This window comes from Nitrogeniibacter mangrovi, assembly GCF_010983895.1.
Taxonomy (GTDB): domain Bacteria; phylum Pseudomonadota; class Gammaproteobacteria; order Burkholderiales; family Rhodocyclaceae; genus Nitrogeniibacter; species Nitrogeniibacter mangrovi.
Map to the genome: position 1 here is coordinate 2,174,676 of NZ_CP048836.1, position 13,765 is coordinate 2,188,440.

At 67.3% G+C, this 13,765-nt stretch carries 12 protein-coding genes; 1 reads left to right on the top strand and 11 read right to left on the bottom strand.

The features are described 5' to 3' along the window. The 5 genes from fdhF to G3580_RS09995 all read right to left on the bottom strand — a co-directional run bounded on the left by fdhF (position 1) and on the right by G3580_RS09995 (position 7,000). Positions 1-2,862 (bottom strand): formate dehydrogenase subunit alpha, encoded by a 2,862-nt coding sequence (gene fdhF, locus G3580_RS09975; protein ID WP_173765115.1) that lies wholly within the window; start codon positions 2,860-2,862, stop codon positions 1-3. Between the two features lie 59 nt (positions 2,863-2,921). Then, positions 2,922-4,472: a formate dehydrogenase beta subunit gene (locus tag G3580_RS09980; RefSeq protein WP_173765117.1), complete on the bottom strand. Its 1,551-nt coding sequence runs from the start codon at positions 4,470-4,472 to the stop codon at positions 2,922-2,924. Continuing rightward, positions 4,469-4,951 (bottom strand): formate dehydrogenase subunit gamma, encoded by a 483-nt coding sequence (locus tag G3580_RS09985; RefSeq protein WP_173765119.1) that lies wholly within the window; start codon positions 4,949-4,951, stop codon positions 4,469-4,471. Before G3580_RS09985 ends, G3580_RS09980 begins: the two co-directional genes overlap by 4 nt. A gap of 154 nt (positions 4,952-5,105) precedes the next feature. Beyond that, entirely contained in the window at positions 5,106-6,011 is a 906-nt protein-coding gene (locus G3580_RS09990; protein ID WP_173765121.1) for a LysR family transcriptional regulator, read from the bottom strand. A 68-nt stretch (positions 6,012-6,079) separates the two neighbouring features. Next, the gene (locus tag G3580_RS09995) at positions 6,080-7,000 is read right to left on the bottom strand and encodes a transporter (RefSeq protein WP_173765123.1); all 921 of its coding nucleotides are present in this window, start codon (positions 6,998-7,000) and stop codon (positions 6,080-6,082) included. Between the two features lie 252 nt (positions 7,001-7,252). Between G3580_RS09995 and G3580_RS10000 the strand changes: the two genes are divergently transcribed. Further along, positions 7,253-9,160 (top strand): sigma-54-dependent Fis family transcriptional regulator, encoded by a 1,908-nt coding sequence (locus tag G3580_RS10000; RefSeq protein WP_173765125.1) that lies wholly within the window; start codon positions 7,253-7,255, stop codon positions 9,158-9,160. Between the two features lie 28 nt (positions 9,161-9,188). Here the strand turns inward: G3580_RS10000 and G3580_RS10005 are convergent, their stop codons facing one another. The 6 genes from G3580_RS10005 to mltG form a co-directional block, all read right to left on the bottom strand. Continuing rightward, positions 9,189-9,866 carry an ankyrin repeat domain-containing protein gene (locus G3580_RS10005; RefSeq protein WP_173765127.1) on the bottom strand — a complete coding sequence of 226 codons (678 nt, stop codon included), beginning with the start codon at positions 9,864-9,866 and terminating at the stop codon, positions 9,189-9,191. A gap of 4 nt (positions 9,867-9,870) precedes the next feature. Next, the gene (locus G3580_RS10010) at positions 9,871-10,638 is read right to left on the bottom strand and encodes a TatD family hydrolase (protein ID WP_173765129.1); all 768 of its coding nucleotides are present in this window, start codon (positions 10,636-10,638) and stop codon (positions 9,871-9,873) included. Positions 10,639-10,643: 5 nt separating this feature from the next. Beyond that, on the bottom strand, positions 10,644-11,003 hold the full coding sequence (locus G3580_RS10015) for a PilZ domain-containing protein (RefSeq protein WP_173765131.1): 360 nt from the start codon (positions 11,001-11,003) through the stop codon (positions 10,644-10,646). Between the two features lie 65 nt (positions 11,004-11,068). After that, the gene (holB, locus tag G3580_RS10020) at positions 11,069-12,121 is read right to left on the bottom strand and encodes a DNA polymerase III subunit delta' (RefSeq protein WP_173765133.1); all 1,053 of its coding nucleotides are present in this window, start codon (positions 12,119-12,121) and stop codon (positions 11,069-11,071) included. Then, positions 12,118-12,738, bottom strand: a complete 621-nt coding sequence (gene tmk, locus G3580_RS10025; RefSeq protein ID WP_173765135.1) for a dTMP kinase — start codon at positions 12,736-12,738, stop codon at positions 12,118-12,120. Before tmk ends, holB begins: the two co-directional genes overlap by 4 nt. After that, positions 12,735-13,730: an endolytic transglycosylase MltG gene (gene mltG / locus G3580_RS10030; RefSeq protein WP_173765137.1), complete on the bottom strand. Its 996-nt coding sequence runs from the start codon at positions 13,728-13,730 to the stop codon at positions 12,735-12,737. The genes tmk and mltG overlap by 4 nt, the downstream gene beginning before the upstream one ends. Positions 13,731-13,765: the final 35 nt, after the last annotated feature.

The window sequence follows — 13,765 nt, forward strand, 5'->3', positions numbered from 1 at the left end:
TTACGCCTCCTCGGTGTGCGCGGCGGCCAGCAGCACCCGCTGGCGGTCACGGTTCTTGTAGAAACGTTGCTGCCAGGCGGAGGGCTGATCGACCCGGGTCACCTGCACCGCGGTCACCTTGTACTCGGGGCAGTTGGTGGCCCAGTCGGAATTGTCGGTGGTGATGACGTTGGCACCGGATTCCGGGTGGTGGAAGGTGGTGTAGATCACGCCGGGCTGGACCCGGGTGGTCACCGTGGCGCGCAGCACCGTCTCCCCTGCCCGGCTCGCGACACCGACCCAGTCGCCTTCGCGAATGCCGCGGTCCTCGGCGTCCTGCGGATGGATCTCGAGTCGGTCCTCGCCATGCCAGGCGGTGTTTTCCGTGCGCCGCGTCTGTGCCCCGACGTTGTACTGGGTGAGAATGCGTCCGGTGGTGAGCAGCAGCGGATAGCGCTTGTTGGCGCGCTCGTCGGTAGCGACATAGCGGGTGAGCATGAAGCGCCCCTTGCCACGCACGAACTCGCCCTCGTGCATGAACGGCGTCCCGCTCGGATGCGCCTCGTTGCACGGCCACTGGATGCTGCCCAGGGCATCGAGACGGGCGTAATTGACGCCCGTGAAGGTCGGTGTCAGGCGCGCGATCTCGTCCATGATTTCGGACGGATGCGCGTACGGCATGGGATAGCCGAGCGCATCGGCCAGGGCCACCGTCACCTCCCAGTCTTCCTTGCCGGCCAGCGGCGGAATCACCTTGCGCACCCGCGAGATGCGCCGCTCGGCGTTGGTGAAGGTGCCGTTCTTCTCGAGGAAGCTCGAACCGGGCAGGAACACATGGGCGAACTTGGCCGTCTCGTTGAGGAACAGGTCCTGCACCACGACACATTCCATCGCGCGCAGCGCCGACTCCACGTGCTGGGTGTTGGGGTCGGACTGGGCGATGTCCTCGCCTTCACAGTACAGGCCCTTGAAGCTGCCATCGAGCGCAGCCTCGAACATGTTCGGGATGCGCAGCCCCGGCTCCTGGTCGATGGGCACGCCCCAGGCGGCCTCGAACAGGGCGCGTGTCGCCTCGTCGGACACATGCCGATAGCCGGGCAGCTCATGGGGGAAGGAGCCCATGTCGCAGGAGCCCTGCACGTTGTTCTGGCCGCGCAAGGGATTGACGCCCACGCCCGAGCGACCGATGTTGCCGGTGGCCATGGCCAGGTTGGCGATGGCCATGACCATGGTCGAGCCCTGGCTGTGTTCCGTGACACCGAGCCCGTAGTAGATGGCGGCGTTGCCCGCCTGGGCATAAAGCCTCGCGGCACCGCGCAGATCCTCGGCGGCGACGCCGGACAGCTCGGCCACCGCCTCGGGGGAATTTTCCTCGAGTGCGATGAAGTCGCACCACTGCGCGAAGGCGGGCGATTCGCAGCGGGCCTGGACGAAGGCCTCGTCCACCAGGCCTTCGGTGACGATCACGTGCGCCAGCGCGTTGGCCACGGCCACGTTGGTACCGGGGCGCAGCTTCAGATGGTAGCTGGCCTCGAAATGCGGCCCGCTGATCAGGTCGATGCGGCGCGGGTCCACCACGATCAGGCGCGCGCCCTGGCGCAGACGGCGCTTGAGCTGGGCGGCGAACACCGGGTGGCCGTCGGTGGGGTTGGCGCCGATCACCATGACCACGTCGGCGTCCATGACCGAATCGAAGGTCTGGGTGCCGGCCGATTCGCCCAGGGTCTGCTTGAGGCCGTAGCCGGTGGGCGAGTGGCACACGCGGGCGCAGGTGTCGACGTTGTTGTTGCCGAACGCGGTGCGCACCAGCTTCTGGACCAGGTAGGTCTCCTCGTTGGTACACCGCGACGAGGTGATGCCCCCCACGGCGCCACGGCCGTACTTCTCCTGGAGGCGCTTGAACTCGGAGGCGGCGTAGTGGATCGCCTCGTCCCAGCTCACCTTCTGCCAGGGCGCGTCGATGCTCTTGCGGATCATCGGGGTGGTGATGCGGTCCGGGTGGGTGGCGTAACCGAAGGCGAAGCGGCCCTTGACGCAGGAGTGGCCATGATTGGCCTTGCCGTCCTTGTTCGGCACCATGCGCACCACCTCGTTGCCCTTGACCTCGGCCTTGAAGCTGCAGCCCACGCCGCAATAGGCACACACCGTGGTCACGCTGCGCTCCGCCTGGCCCTTGTCGATCACCGATTTTTCCATCAGCGTCGCGGTCGGGCAGGCCTGCACGCAGGCGCCGCAGGAGACGCATTCGGAATCGAAGAAGTCCTCGCTCTCCCCCGCCGCCACGCGCGAATCGAAGCCGCGCCCGGAGATGGTCAGGGCGAAGGTGCCCTGCGTCTCCTCGCAGGCGCGCACGCAGCGGTTGCACACGATGCACTTGGACGCGTCGTAGGCGAAGTAGGGATTCGAGGTGTCCACCGGCGCGGCGCTCGCGGCGTCGAAGTGATTTTCACCACTCATGCCGTAGCGCACCTCGCGCAGGCCCACCACCCCGGCCATGTCCTGCAGTTCGCAATTGCCGTTGGCCGAACAGGTCAGGCAGTCGAGGGGGTGGTCGGAGATGTACAGCTCCATCACCCCACGGCGCAGTTCGGCGAGCGCAGGGCTTTCGGTGCGCACCTGCATGCCCTCCTCCACCGGCGTGGTGCACGAGGCGGGGTAGCCGCGCCGCCCCTCGATCTCGACCAGGCACAGGCGGCAGGAACCGAAGGGTTCGAGGCTGTCGGTGGCGCACAGCTTCGGGATATTGGACTCCACCAGCGCCGCCGCACGCATCACCGAGGTGCCAGCGGGCACGGTCACGGCGTGCCCGTCGATGGACAGGCTCACCGACTGCGGGGAGGTCCGCTCGGGGGTGCCGAAATCAGGATCTCTCGGAAGTGACATGTATGTCTCCTGCGGGCCGCGTCATGCAGTGCGCGGCCGACGGTTCATGGGCGCGGCGATCAGGCCGCGCGACTGGTGTCGATGCCGAAATCACGCGGGAAGTACTTGAGCGCCGAGCGCACCGGATACGGCGTCATGCCGCCCATGGCGCACAGGGAACCCTTCTCCATGGTGTCGCACAGCGATTCGAGCAGGGCCAGCTGGCGGCCTCTGTCGTCGCCGGCGAGCAACCGGTCGATGACCTCGACGCCGCGCGTCGATCCGATTCGGCACGGCGTGCACTTGCCACAGGACTCCACCGCGCAAAATTCCATCGCGTAGCGGGCCATCTGCGCCATGTCCACGCTGTCGTCGAAGGCGACGATGCCGCCGTGGCCGATCATCGCGCCCATGGCGGCGTACTGCTCGTAGTCGAGCGGCGTGTCGAACTGGTCCTCGGGCAGATAGGCGCCCAGCGGCCCGCCCACCTGGACCGCGCGGATCGGCCGCCCGCTCGCACTGCCGCCGGCGTAGTCGAACAGCAGCTCGCGCAGGGTGACGCCGAAGGCCAGTTCCACCAGCCCGGTGCGCTTGAGGTTGCCCGAGAGCTGGAACGGCAGCGTGCCGCGCGAGCGCCCGAGCCCGAAATCACGATAATGCGCCGCGCCCTTGGCGAGGATGATCGGCACCGAGGCGAGGCTGATGACGTTGTTGATGACGGTCGGCTGACCGAACAGGCCCGCGATGGCCGGCAGCGGCGGCTTGGCGCGCACGATGCCGCGCTTGCCCTCGAGGCTCTCGAGCATGGCCGTCTCCTCGCCGCAAATGTAGGCGCCGGCGCCCAGACGCACCTCCAGGTCGAAGGCGCGGCCGGAACCCATCACGTTGCTGCCCAGGTAGCCGATCTCGCGCGCCGCGCGGATGGCGCTCTCGAGAATGTCCAGGGCTCGGGGGTACTCCGAGCGCAGGTAGATGTAGCCTTGCGTGGCCCCCACCGCCAGCCCGGCGATGGCCATGCCCTCGATCAGGCAATAGGGGTCGCCCTCCATGAGCATGCGGTCGGAAAAGGTGCCCGAGTCGCCCTCGTCGGCATTGCAGGCAATGTATTTCTGCTCGGCGGGCGTGTCGAGCACGGTCTTCCACTTGATTCCGGTTGGAAAGGCCGCGCCGCCGCGACCGCGCAGGCCGGCGTCGGTCACTTCCTTCACCACCGCCTCGGGCGTCATCGTGGATGCCCGCGCGAGGCCGACAAAGCCCCCATGGGCCACGTACTCGGCGATCGACAGGGCGTCGACAACGCCCACCCGGGCGAAGGTCAGGCGCTGCTGACGGGCGAGAAAATCGATGGCCTCGGTGGGCCCGAGCGCGAGCGGATGCGCCGCGCCGGACAGGAAACCGGCGTCGAACAGCCCCGCCACCGCCTCGGCCGTGACCGGCCCGTAGGCGAGCCGCTGCTCGCCGCATACGACCTCGACCAGCGGTTCGAGCCAGTACATGCCGCGCGAGCCATTGCGCCGCAGCTCCACGGCCAGCCCGCGCCGCTCCGCCTCGCGGGCGATCGCCTGCGCGACCGCGTCGGCACCCAGGGCACAGGCGCTGCTGTCCAGGGGGACGTAAACGATCACGCTCATGCGCTCACCTCCTCGGCGCGCAGGCGCTCGACGATGCGGTCGAAGCCGTCGCAATCGACCCGCCCGGCGATCTCGTCATCGATCCGTACCGAGGGCGAACAGGCGCAGTTGCCGAGGCAGTAGACCGGTTCCAGGGTGATGGCGCCGTCGGCGGTGGTTTCCCCATAGTCCACCCCCAGCGAGGCCTTGGCATGGGCCTCGAGGCGAGCGGCGCCGACCGCCTGACAGGCCTCGGCCCGGCACACCTGGACGACGTGCCGGCCCGGTGGATGGGTGCGGAAATGGTGATAGAAGGTAATGACCCCGTGCACCTCGGCGCGCGACAGCAGCAAGGCGTCGGCGAGCATGCGCGTGGCCTGCGGAGGGATCCAGCCGAGCGCGTTCTGGATCGCGTGCAGGATGGGCAGCAAGGCGCCCGGCGCATCGCGGCCGGCGGCAATCTCGCGCGCGATGATCTCGTCCTGATGCAATTCGCTCATGGACCGTGTCTCCGTTCTTGTCGTGAGGACCACCTCACAGACGCAGGCCATTCCTGGGAAAAGAGGGAGAACCGAGGTGAGCGGCGCGTCGCGAGGCGGTTAGACACACGATAACGCCAGCGCTTGTGCAAGAAAATCGAGTTTTTCCGAACGACTATTCGTCGTTTCCGAACGCGGAGGTCAATTCGTTCGCCACCACCCGCATCGCCTCCACCGCCGGCGACACCGGATCGCGGCGCAAAGTAACGACACCGGTGGCCCAGGCCACGGCCGGATCGGTCATCGGCAGCACGACCATGTCCTCGGGTGTACCGATCAGCTCGAGCACGCTGCGCGGCACGATGCTCGACCAGCCTCCCGAGCACACATGGGCCAGGAGGCTGACGATGGAATTGGTCTCCAGGGTCGGCTTGGGATGGCAGCCGATGGCGGCGAAGGTCTCGTCGATGGTGCGCCGGTTCTGCATGTCGGGGGTGAGCAGGCACAGGTTCAGCTCCGCCGCCTCGCGCCAGCTGATGGCGCTGCGCCCCTCGAAGGCATGGGCGGCGCCGGAGAGCAGCACATGGTCCTCCTCCCACACCTGCACGATGTCCAGATCCGGCTCGTTCGCCGAACGCAGGTAGATGACCCCGGCCTCGAGTTCGTAGTGGCGCAGGTGGTTGAGGATCTCGCCGGTGGACATGGAGAACACTTCGAGGGTGATCAGCGGATGGCGTCGCGCCATGGCCGCCGAAAAGGCCGCCACCGCTGTCAGCGCGGTGGGAATGACACCGATGCGCACCTGGCCGCTGAGGCCGCCATCGCGCATCTGCGCCAGTTCCTGCTTGAGATCGGCGGCCTGCGAGGCGGCCGCCTCGGCGTAGCGCAACACCCGCTCGCCCTCGGGCGTGAGGCCGGCGAACTGCTGCCCGCGCTCGACGATGGCCACACCCAGCTCGCTTTCCAGATCGCGAATCGCCGCCGACAGGGTCGAAGGCGAGACATGACAGCTGGCCGCCGCCCGACCGAAGTGCTTTTCACGCGCAAGCGCGATCAGGTAGAGGTATTTGCGGGCGATCATGTCGCCACGATACACCCGTCCCGTCCGTTTGCGTGCGCCCTCCCGGGCGGGAGGGCGCGATGCTGCGATCAGAACACCTTGAGAATGCGCAGATTGAGGCGATTGTCCTCACGCAATCCGTTGCGCACGTCGATGTCGCGACCATAGTTGGCCATGAGCTGGACCGTCGGCGTCACGAACACCGCCGTGCCGAGCGTCATCTTGGTGGTCCGGAGGCTGTCGTTCTGGCTGACGCCGGCCACCTCGGTTTCGCCCCCCGTGGTGTGCGAGATGCCGGCGCGCAGGTCCCAGGTGTCGCTCATCTGGTAGCGCAGGAAGCCCTGCAGCTGGACGCTCGGATCCTGCTTCAGCGTCACCCCGGTCGGGCCGAAGTCGTCGTTGTCGCCATAGACGGTGACGTCGGCCACCACATCGAGCAGAAGCTTCGGTGCGATCTGGGTGATGTAGCCGGCCTGGAGCGCGAACTTCCAGCGGTTCTCGCCGAGGTTGAGGCTATCGTGCTTGTCGTAGTCGCCCGTGGGCAGGAACAGGAACGGGGTGATGCCGAAGTAGGTGCTGCTCTTCGGATCGTTCACCAGCCACACGGTCGCCGCGAGGATCAGGTCGCCCATCCCGTCGGCGTCGCCGAGCGCGGACAGGTCGTCCTTCGCTTTCAGCTTGCCGAACGGCAACAGGAACTGCGGATCGACGATGTAGCCGCCCACGTCCATGAAGTGCACCCCCCGCAGGATGCCGACGTCGGAGTCGAGCCCTGCGTTCAGATTCGCCTTGTGCCCGTCGGCGATCAGGGCGTCGCGCGTGGCATGCTGATAGTAGAGCAAGGCCAGATTGGTGCCATCGGGCAGCGCCGTGTAGTCCCCCGCATCCACGTCCACCGCCTGCGCCGTCGGGCAGGCCATGCTCAAGGCACCGAGCATGGCAGCCAAAAGACCGCGTGCGGTGCGCCGTTGCGTGGTCAGGCGTTTTCCAGTCCCCCTGGAATCGTTCATTGAATCATCTCCTAGTAACGATGTATCTTTTTCTGGTGCCCGCACCGACCCACACGCGCATGGCGCGGATACCGGGGCGGGCATCTGTGCATTTGCAGGGTGCATGCCAGAAAGCAAAACGCCAATCAAAACAAAGCGCTGCCATACAAAAGGGCGGCCAATGGCGGGATAGAGAGACCACGCGCAACGTCGCAATTTGAGTCATGCAACGGGGACGTTGACTCAAATTGAGTCAACCGCGAAGGAGGAGAGATGGAACGGTTCACTACCGAGTTCGACCAAACGCTTCGCCATGCCTGGCACCTGTTCACTGAAGGACGGGAGATCCCGCGCCACGACGTGCCGGAGACCATCCACCGGTCGTGGTCGCGATCCCGGGAATACGGCCTCAACGAATCGGCGCGGATCCTCTTCGACCCCGTCCCGCGCGCACGACTGCGCGAGCTGTCGGAACGGCACCGGATCCTGCTCGAACATGTCCAACCCGACATGACGCGGCTGTTCGACACCCTCGACAGCCGGGACTGGGTCCTGGCCTTCATCGAGGCCGAAGGCTGTGTCGTCGCGTCGATCGGCGGCGAGAAGCCGGACATGCGCGATGTCGTCACCGCGCTGCGCCCCGGGGTGAATCTGAGCGAACACATCGCCGGCACCAGTGGCCCGGGCTGCGCCCTGGCCGAAGGCCGGCCGGTCGTCGTCAGCGGCGGCGAGCACTTCTTCGAAGCGATCCGCCGCTTCTCCTGCGCCGCCGTTCCGGTCATGTCGCCGGAAGGTCGTGTGGCCGGCGTGCTCAACGGATCACGGTGTCACGACGGGCGCCCCATGGGCATCGTCGAGCCGCTCATGCTCGCGGCCCGGTCGATCGAGAACCGCATGGTCCAGGCACTGCCGGACACGACCCTCATCCGCCTGCACTGCAACCCGGCCTTCGTCGCCTCGCCGCTGGCCGGCGTCGTCGCCCTGTCGGAACACGGCACCGTGCTCGGGGCCACCTCCTACGCGCGCCACCTGCTTGGCCTCGAATCGAACGCCGCGGTGCGTATCGACGAGGTGCTCGACACCACGCACACCGCCATGCTCGACACCCTGCGCGCCACCGACACCCCCGCGCGCTTCTGGCGCCACAACGGCGTCGGCCTGCATGTCCAGTTGATGCGACGCGACACCCCCCGGATGTATCCGGCGGGCACCTCCCACCCCGCCGCCGAGGCGGCAGGCCAGCGCCCATGCTTCGACCGCCAGGCCAGCCGCTCCGTATGGCAGGCCGAACGGGTGTATGCCCAGGGCCTGCCGGTGCTCATCAACGGCGAGACCGGCACCGGCAAGGAAGTGCTGGCCCGGCATCTGCATGAATCCGGGCCGCGCCGTCATGGCCCCTTCGTGGCCATCAACTGCTCCGCGATTCCAACCGAGCTGATCGAATCGGAGCTGTTCGGCTACGAGCCCGGCGCATTTACCGGGGCCAGTCGCCATGGCAAGCCGGGCAAGTTCGAGCAGGCCAATGGCGGCACCCTGTTCCTCGACGAGATCGGTGACATGCCGCTGGCTCTCCAGGCCCGCCTGCTGCGCGTCATCCAGGAGCGGACGGTCACCCGCCTGGGCGGCACGCGGCTGCTGCAGCTCGACTGCGCACTCCTGTGCGCCACCCATCGGGATCTGAAGCGTTGCGTTCAGCAAGGCGAGTTCCGGGAGGACCTCTATTACCGGATCAACGGGCTGAGCGTCACGCTCACGCCACTGCGTGCCCGGGAAGATTTCGACGCCTTGATCGATGCATTGCTCGACGAGTTGGGCGGCGCGGACGGACGGCTTCGGCTGGACAGCGCCAGCCGGCAGCGGCTGCGACGCCATCGATGGCCGGGCAATATCCGCGAACTTCAACAGGTGTTGCGCCTCGGCGCGGCCCTGACCCACGACGGCGTGATCCGGCTCGAGGACCTGCCGCTGGATCTGGCGGAGCCGGCGAGCGACCCGATCGAGCCGGGTCTGACGCTGCAGAGCGCGGAGCGGGCCGCGATTGCCCAGGCCCTCGTGCGCAACGGCGGCAATGTGTCGGCCACCGCCCGCGAGCTGGGGGTCGCGCGCGCGACCATCTACCGGAAGCTGCAGCAGTTCGGTCTCGAGCTGCCGCGGGACACCTGCGCGGAAGGCAGCGACTGAGCGCCGCGCCACCTCGCCCAGCCTTGGGTCAGTTGATCTCGATGGTCAGCGGCTTGGGCTGGATGCCGCGCGCCTTGAGGTTGGCGTCGATCAGCGCCGCGATGTCGGTGTTGCCCTTCTCCAGCGCCCAACTGCGCGCGGTGCGTCCCTGGTCGTTCGCGAGGGTCGCATCCGCGCCCTTGCCGAGCAGATAGCGGACGACCTCGAGATGGCCGTTGCGCGCCGCGAGCATGAGCGCGGTGGACTGGTTGGGCGCGCGCTGATCGATGATCGCCCCACGCTCGGCGAGCGTCTTGACGATGTCCAGATGGCCGTTGAAGGCCGCGTAGATGAAGGGCGTCCAGCCGCTGTTGCCGATCGGGGCACCCGCGGCCAGCAGCTGATCGACGACGGCCTTGTGCCCTTCCAGCGCGGCCACGGCCAGCGCCGTATCGCCGGTGGGGTTCTGGTAGCCCACCTTGGCGCCGCGCTCGAGCAGCAGACGGACCACGTCGGCATTGCCCTCGCGGGCGGCAAGCATCAGCAGCGTGTTGCCGTTCGCATCCACCGTGTCGGCGAGCAGGCCTTTGTCCAGCAAGGTCTTGAGCGTGGCGACGTCGCCCATGCGCGCGGCGTTGATCGAGTCGTCGTAGGCCTCGGCCATGGCGAGCCGCGGAACGACCAGAAAAAACGCCACGAGCGCGACCACAAAACTCAATTTTTTCATGTTGTTATGACTCGATTTTAAATAATTTTCTGAAGTTATCGCTGGTTTGCCGGGCGACGTCCTCGACGGCCATGTCACGCAACTCGGCAATGTGTTCTGCGACATGTTTGACGAAGCCGGGTTCATTCGTCTTGCCGCGATGGGGTACCGGCGCGAGATACGGCGAATCGGTCTCGATGAGCATGCGCTCCATCGGCACCGCCCGGGCCACCTCCTTGAGCGCCTTGGCGTTCTTGAAGGTGACGATGCCCGAAAAGGAGATGTAGAAGCCCAGTTCGAGCGCGGCCTCGGCCACCTCGAGGCTTTCGGTGAAGCAGTGCATGACGCCACCGGGCTGCGACGCACCCTCCTCGCGCATCAGCCGGAGCGTGTCGGCCGCCGCCTCACGGGTGTGGATGATCAGCGGTTTGTCGCACTCTCGCGCCGCCCGGATGTGGGTACGGAAGCGCTCCCGTTGCCACTCCGGCCGATCCTTGTGCCAGTAGTAGTCGAGCCCGGTCTCGCCGATGGCCACCACGCGTGGATCCGCCGCCAGCGACACCAGCCGCGCCACATCGGGCTCCTCGCACTCCGCGTTGTCCGGATGCACACCAACCGAGGCGTACAGATGCGGGTGGGCGTGGGCCAACGCCAGCACGTTCGGGAAGGCTTCCAGGGTGACGCTGACGCACAGGGCGGCTTCTACGCCGTTCTCGGCCATACGCGCCAGGACGTCGTCCTTGCGTTCGACCAGTTCGGGAAAATCGAGATGGCAGTGGCTATCGACAAACATGACGTTTACAGGGTGTGGGTAGGACGGTTGGAACCCAGATGACCGGCCAGGATGGTCTCGATGCGACCGCGCAGCACCTTGCTCGCATCGTCATCGGAAAACTGCACACCCACGCCCTGGGTCTTGCCACCCTGCGCACCACCCGGGGTCACCCAGATCACCTTGCCGGCCACCGCGTGCTTGGTCGGATCATCCATGAGCTGCAAGAGCATGAACACCTCGTCGCCGAGCTTGTAGTCACGATTGGTGGGCACGAAGATGCCGCCATGGGTGATGAACGGCATGTAGGCCGCGTAGAGCGCGGACTTGGAGTTGATGTTGAGCGACAGGACGCCGGGGCGAGCCCCGGCCGCGGGTTTGTTCATCTCGGTCTCCCGAAGTGAGGTTCGGCGCTGGATTCGGATCGCGGCGACACCGCCGCGCCTGAGCGTTAACGCCCCGCAGACGTGCGGACTTGAGCCGGGCGCAAGGCTCGCGCATAGCGAAGCAGCATGTCTTCGAGCACGAGGCGCGCATTGAGCGGATGACTGGCCACGCGGTGAATCTGGACGACATCATTGTAACAGTCGAGCAGTTGCGAACCGGCGACACCGGCGATCAGACGGGCGCGCGCGGCGTCCTGATCGGGAAAATAGCGCGCCGGGGCGCCCAGCCCCGTCGCCGCCAGATCCCACACCCAACGCAGCATCCAGTCGATGAGGACGGGCAGCTCGAAGCCGGCCTCGACCGCCGCCTTGGCGCGCAGCCAGGCGTCCCAGTCCCCCGCAAGCATGACCGGGTCGGCGCCCGGCACAGTGGCGATGTCACGCACGAAGCGCTCGCGCAGGGCCGCCCCCTGATGGGCGGCCAGACGTGCCGCGGCCACCGGCATGCCGCCGCTCAGGGCGAGCAGCGGATCGGCGTCGGGCCCCGCCGCGTCCATGAGCCAGGCGCGCGCCTGGGCCGCGTCCGGACGCGCAAAGCTCCATTGCTGGCAACGGCTGCGAATGGTGGGCAACAGGCGCCGTGGCGCGGAGCTGACCAGCAGGAACAGGCTGCCCGGGGGCGGCTCTTCGAGCAGCTTCAACAAGGCGTTGGCGGTGTTGAGGTTCATCGCCTCGGCCGGGTCGACGAGAATCACCCGCGCGCCGGACTGGTGCGTGGTCACGCTCAGCTTTTCCCTGAGCTCACGGATCTGCTCGACGAGGATCTGGGTGGACGGCTTGGTCTTGCCGCCCGACTGCTCGGCCTCGGGCAGATGGGCCTCCGGCACCACCCGCAGCAGATCGGGGTGATTGCCGGACAGCCGCAACCGGCACCCCTCGCACTGGCCGCAGGCGAAGCCCTCGCCATCCGGGCTCGTGCACAGCACCCGGGCCGCGTAGGCCTCGGCGAAGGCCCGCTTGCCCTGCCCCGGTGGACCGTTCAGCAGCAGCGCGTGGGCGCGGCGCGCCTCGCCATCGACCACCTGCCGCCAGAGGCGCTGTTGCCAGGGCAGGATCATGAGCCGAACCGCTCCCGCAGCGTGTCCTCCAGCCGGGCGCCGATGGCCTCGGGCGTGCCGGTGGCGTCGATCACGCAGAAGCGTGTCGGGTCGGCCGTGGCGCGCGCCAGGTAGGCGGCGCGCACCCGGGCAAAGAAATCGGCCTGCTCGCGTTCGAAACGGTCGGGAGCCTGACCGGTGCCGGCGAGGCGCTGTGCGGCAATGGCCGGATCGAGGTCGAACAGGAAGGTCAGATCGGGCTGACGGTCGGGATGGACCCACTGCTCGAGGCGGCGGAACTTGTCCGCATCGAGACCACGTCCGCCCACCTGGTAGGCGAAGGTGGCGTCGGAGAAGCGGTCGGAGACCACCCAGGTCCCGCGCGCCAGTGCCGGCTCGATCAGCGCGGCCAGATGCTCGCGCCGGGCGGCGAACATGAGCATGGCCTCGGTCTCCAGGTGCATGTCCTCGTGCAGCAGCAATTCGCGCAGCTTTTCTCCCAGCGGCGTGCCGCCGGGTTCGCGTGTGTGCACGAAGTCGATGCCCCGCGCCTGCAACCAGGCGCCGCAACGGGCGATCTGGCTGCTCTTGCCGGCGCCGTCGATGCCTTCGAAGGTGATGAATTTCGCCGTGGTCACTTGAGCTGATACTCGCGCACGGCGCGGTTGTGCTCCGCCAGCGAGCGCGAGAAATGCGACGACCCGTCACCCCGCGCGACGAAGTAGTAGAAGCGGGATTCGGGCGGATTGAGCACCGCCTTGAGCGCCGCAAGCCCCGGCATCGCGATCGGCGTCGGCGGCAGGCCGGGACGGGTGTAGGTGTTGTAGGGCGAGTCGCGCATGAGATCGCGTTTGCGCAAGTTGCCGTCGAAGCGCTCGCCCAGGCCGTAGATGATCGTCGGGTCGGTCTGCAGCAGCATCCCCGCGCGCAGACGATTGACGAACACCGAGGCGATCAGCGGCCGATCGTCCACCTTGCCGGTTTCCTTCTCCACGATCGACGCGAGCGTCAGCGCCTCGTAGGGTGACTTGAAGGGCAGATCATCCGCCCGATTGGCCCAGGCGTGCTCGAGATGGGCGTGCATCTGCGCGTAGGCGCGCTGGAGCACGTCCAGATCCGATTCGCCCTGATGGAAGCGGTAGGTGTCGGGAAAGAACAGCCCTTCCGGCTGCGTCTCTTCGGCGCCGATACGGCGCAGGATCTCGGCATCGCTCAACGCGCGCGAGTCATGGCTCAGATCGGGATTGGCATCCAGGGTGGCGCGCACCTGGCGGAAGGTCCAGCCTTCGATCAGCGCCACCGAGCGCAGCACCACATCACCGCGCACGAACTTGTCGATCAGCTCACGCGGGGTTACGCCGTCGTGGATCTCGTAGCTGCCCGCCTTGATACGCCCGGCGTGCCCCCCAAGACGCGCCATCCAGTACAGGGCGGAAGCGTTGACCGCGACGCCACCGTCGACGACCAACTGCGCCACCTGACGCATGGCCGTACCCCGCGGCAGGGTGACCTCGACCGAATCGCCCCTGACGGCGAGCGGTTGATCGGCATACCAGACCAGCGCCCCGGCGAGACCACCGAGCACCAAGATCGGCAACAACAGGGCGAGAAGCAGGAACCGTTTCTTCATGCAGGCCGGATAGTGCAACGAAAAACGCGGCGGAA

What these genes read in the sequence shown, in the direction of transcription:
- fdhF (WP_173765115.1), bottom strand. Translation starts at nt 2,862, where the DNA reads ATGTCACTTCCGAGAGATCCTGATTTCGGCACCCCCGAGCGGACCTCC.
- G3580_RS09980 (WP_173765117.1), bottom strand. Translation starts at nt 4,472, where the DNA reads ATGAGCGTGATCGTTTACGTCCCCCTGGACAGCAGCGCCTGTGCCCTG.
- G3580_RS09985 (WP_173765119.1), bottom strand. Translation starts at nt 4,951, where the DNA reads ATGAGCGAATTGCATCAGGACGAGATCATCGCGCGCGAGATTGCCGCC.
- G3580_RS09990 (WP_173765121.1), bottom strand. Translation starts at nt 6,011, where the DNA reads ATGATCGCCCGCAAATACCTCTACCTGATCGCGCTTGCGCGTGAAAAG.
- G3580_RS09995 (WP_173765123.1), bottom strand. Translation starts at nt 7,000, where the DNA reads ATGAACGATTCCAGGGGGACTGGAAAACGCCTGACCACGCAACGGCGC.
- G3580_RS10000 (WP_173765125.1), top strand. Translation starts at nt 7,253, where the DNA reads ATGGAACGGTTCACTACCGAGTTCGACCAAACGCTTCGCCATGCCTGG.
- G3580_RS10005 (WP_173765127.1), bottom strand. Translation starts at nt 9,866, where the DNA reads ATGAAAAAATTGAGTTTTGTGGTCGCGCTCGTGGCGTTTTTTCTGGTC.
- G3580_RS10010 (WP_173765129.1), bottom strand. Translation starts at nt 10,638, where the DNA reads ATGTTTGTCGATAGCCACTGCCATCTCGATTTTCCCGAACTGGTCGAA.
- G3580_RS10015 (WP_173765131.1), bottom strand. Translation starts at nt 11,003, where the DNA reads ATGAACAAACCCGCGGCCGGGGCTCGCCCCGGCGTCCTGTCGCTCAAC.
- holB (WP_173765133.1), bottom strand. Translation starts at nt 12,121, where the DNA reads ATGATCCTGCCCTGGCAACAGCGCCTCTGGCGGCAGGTGGTCGATGGC.
- mltG (WP_173765137.1), bottom strand. Translation starts at nt 13,730, where the DNA reads ATGAAGAAACGGTTCCTGCTTCTCGCCCTGTTGTTGCCGATCTTGGTG.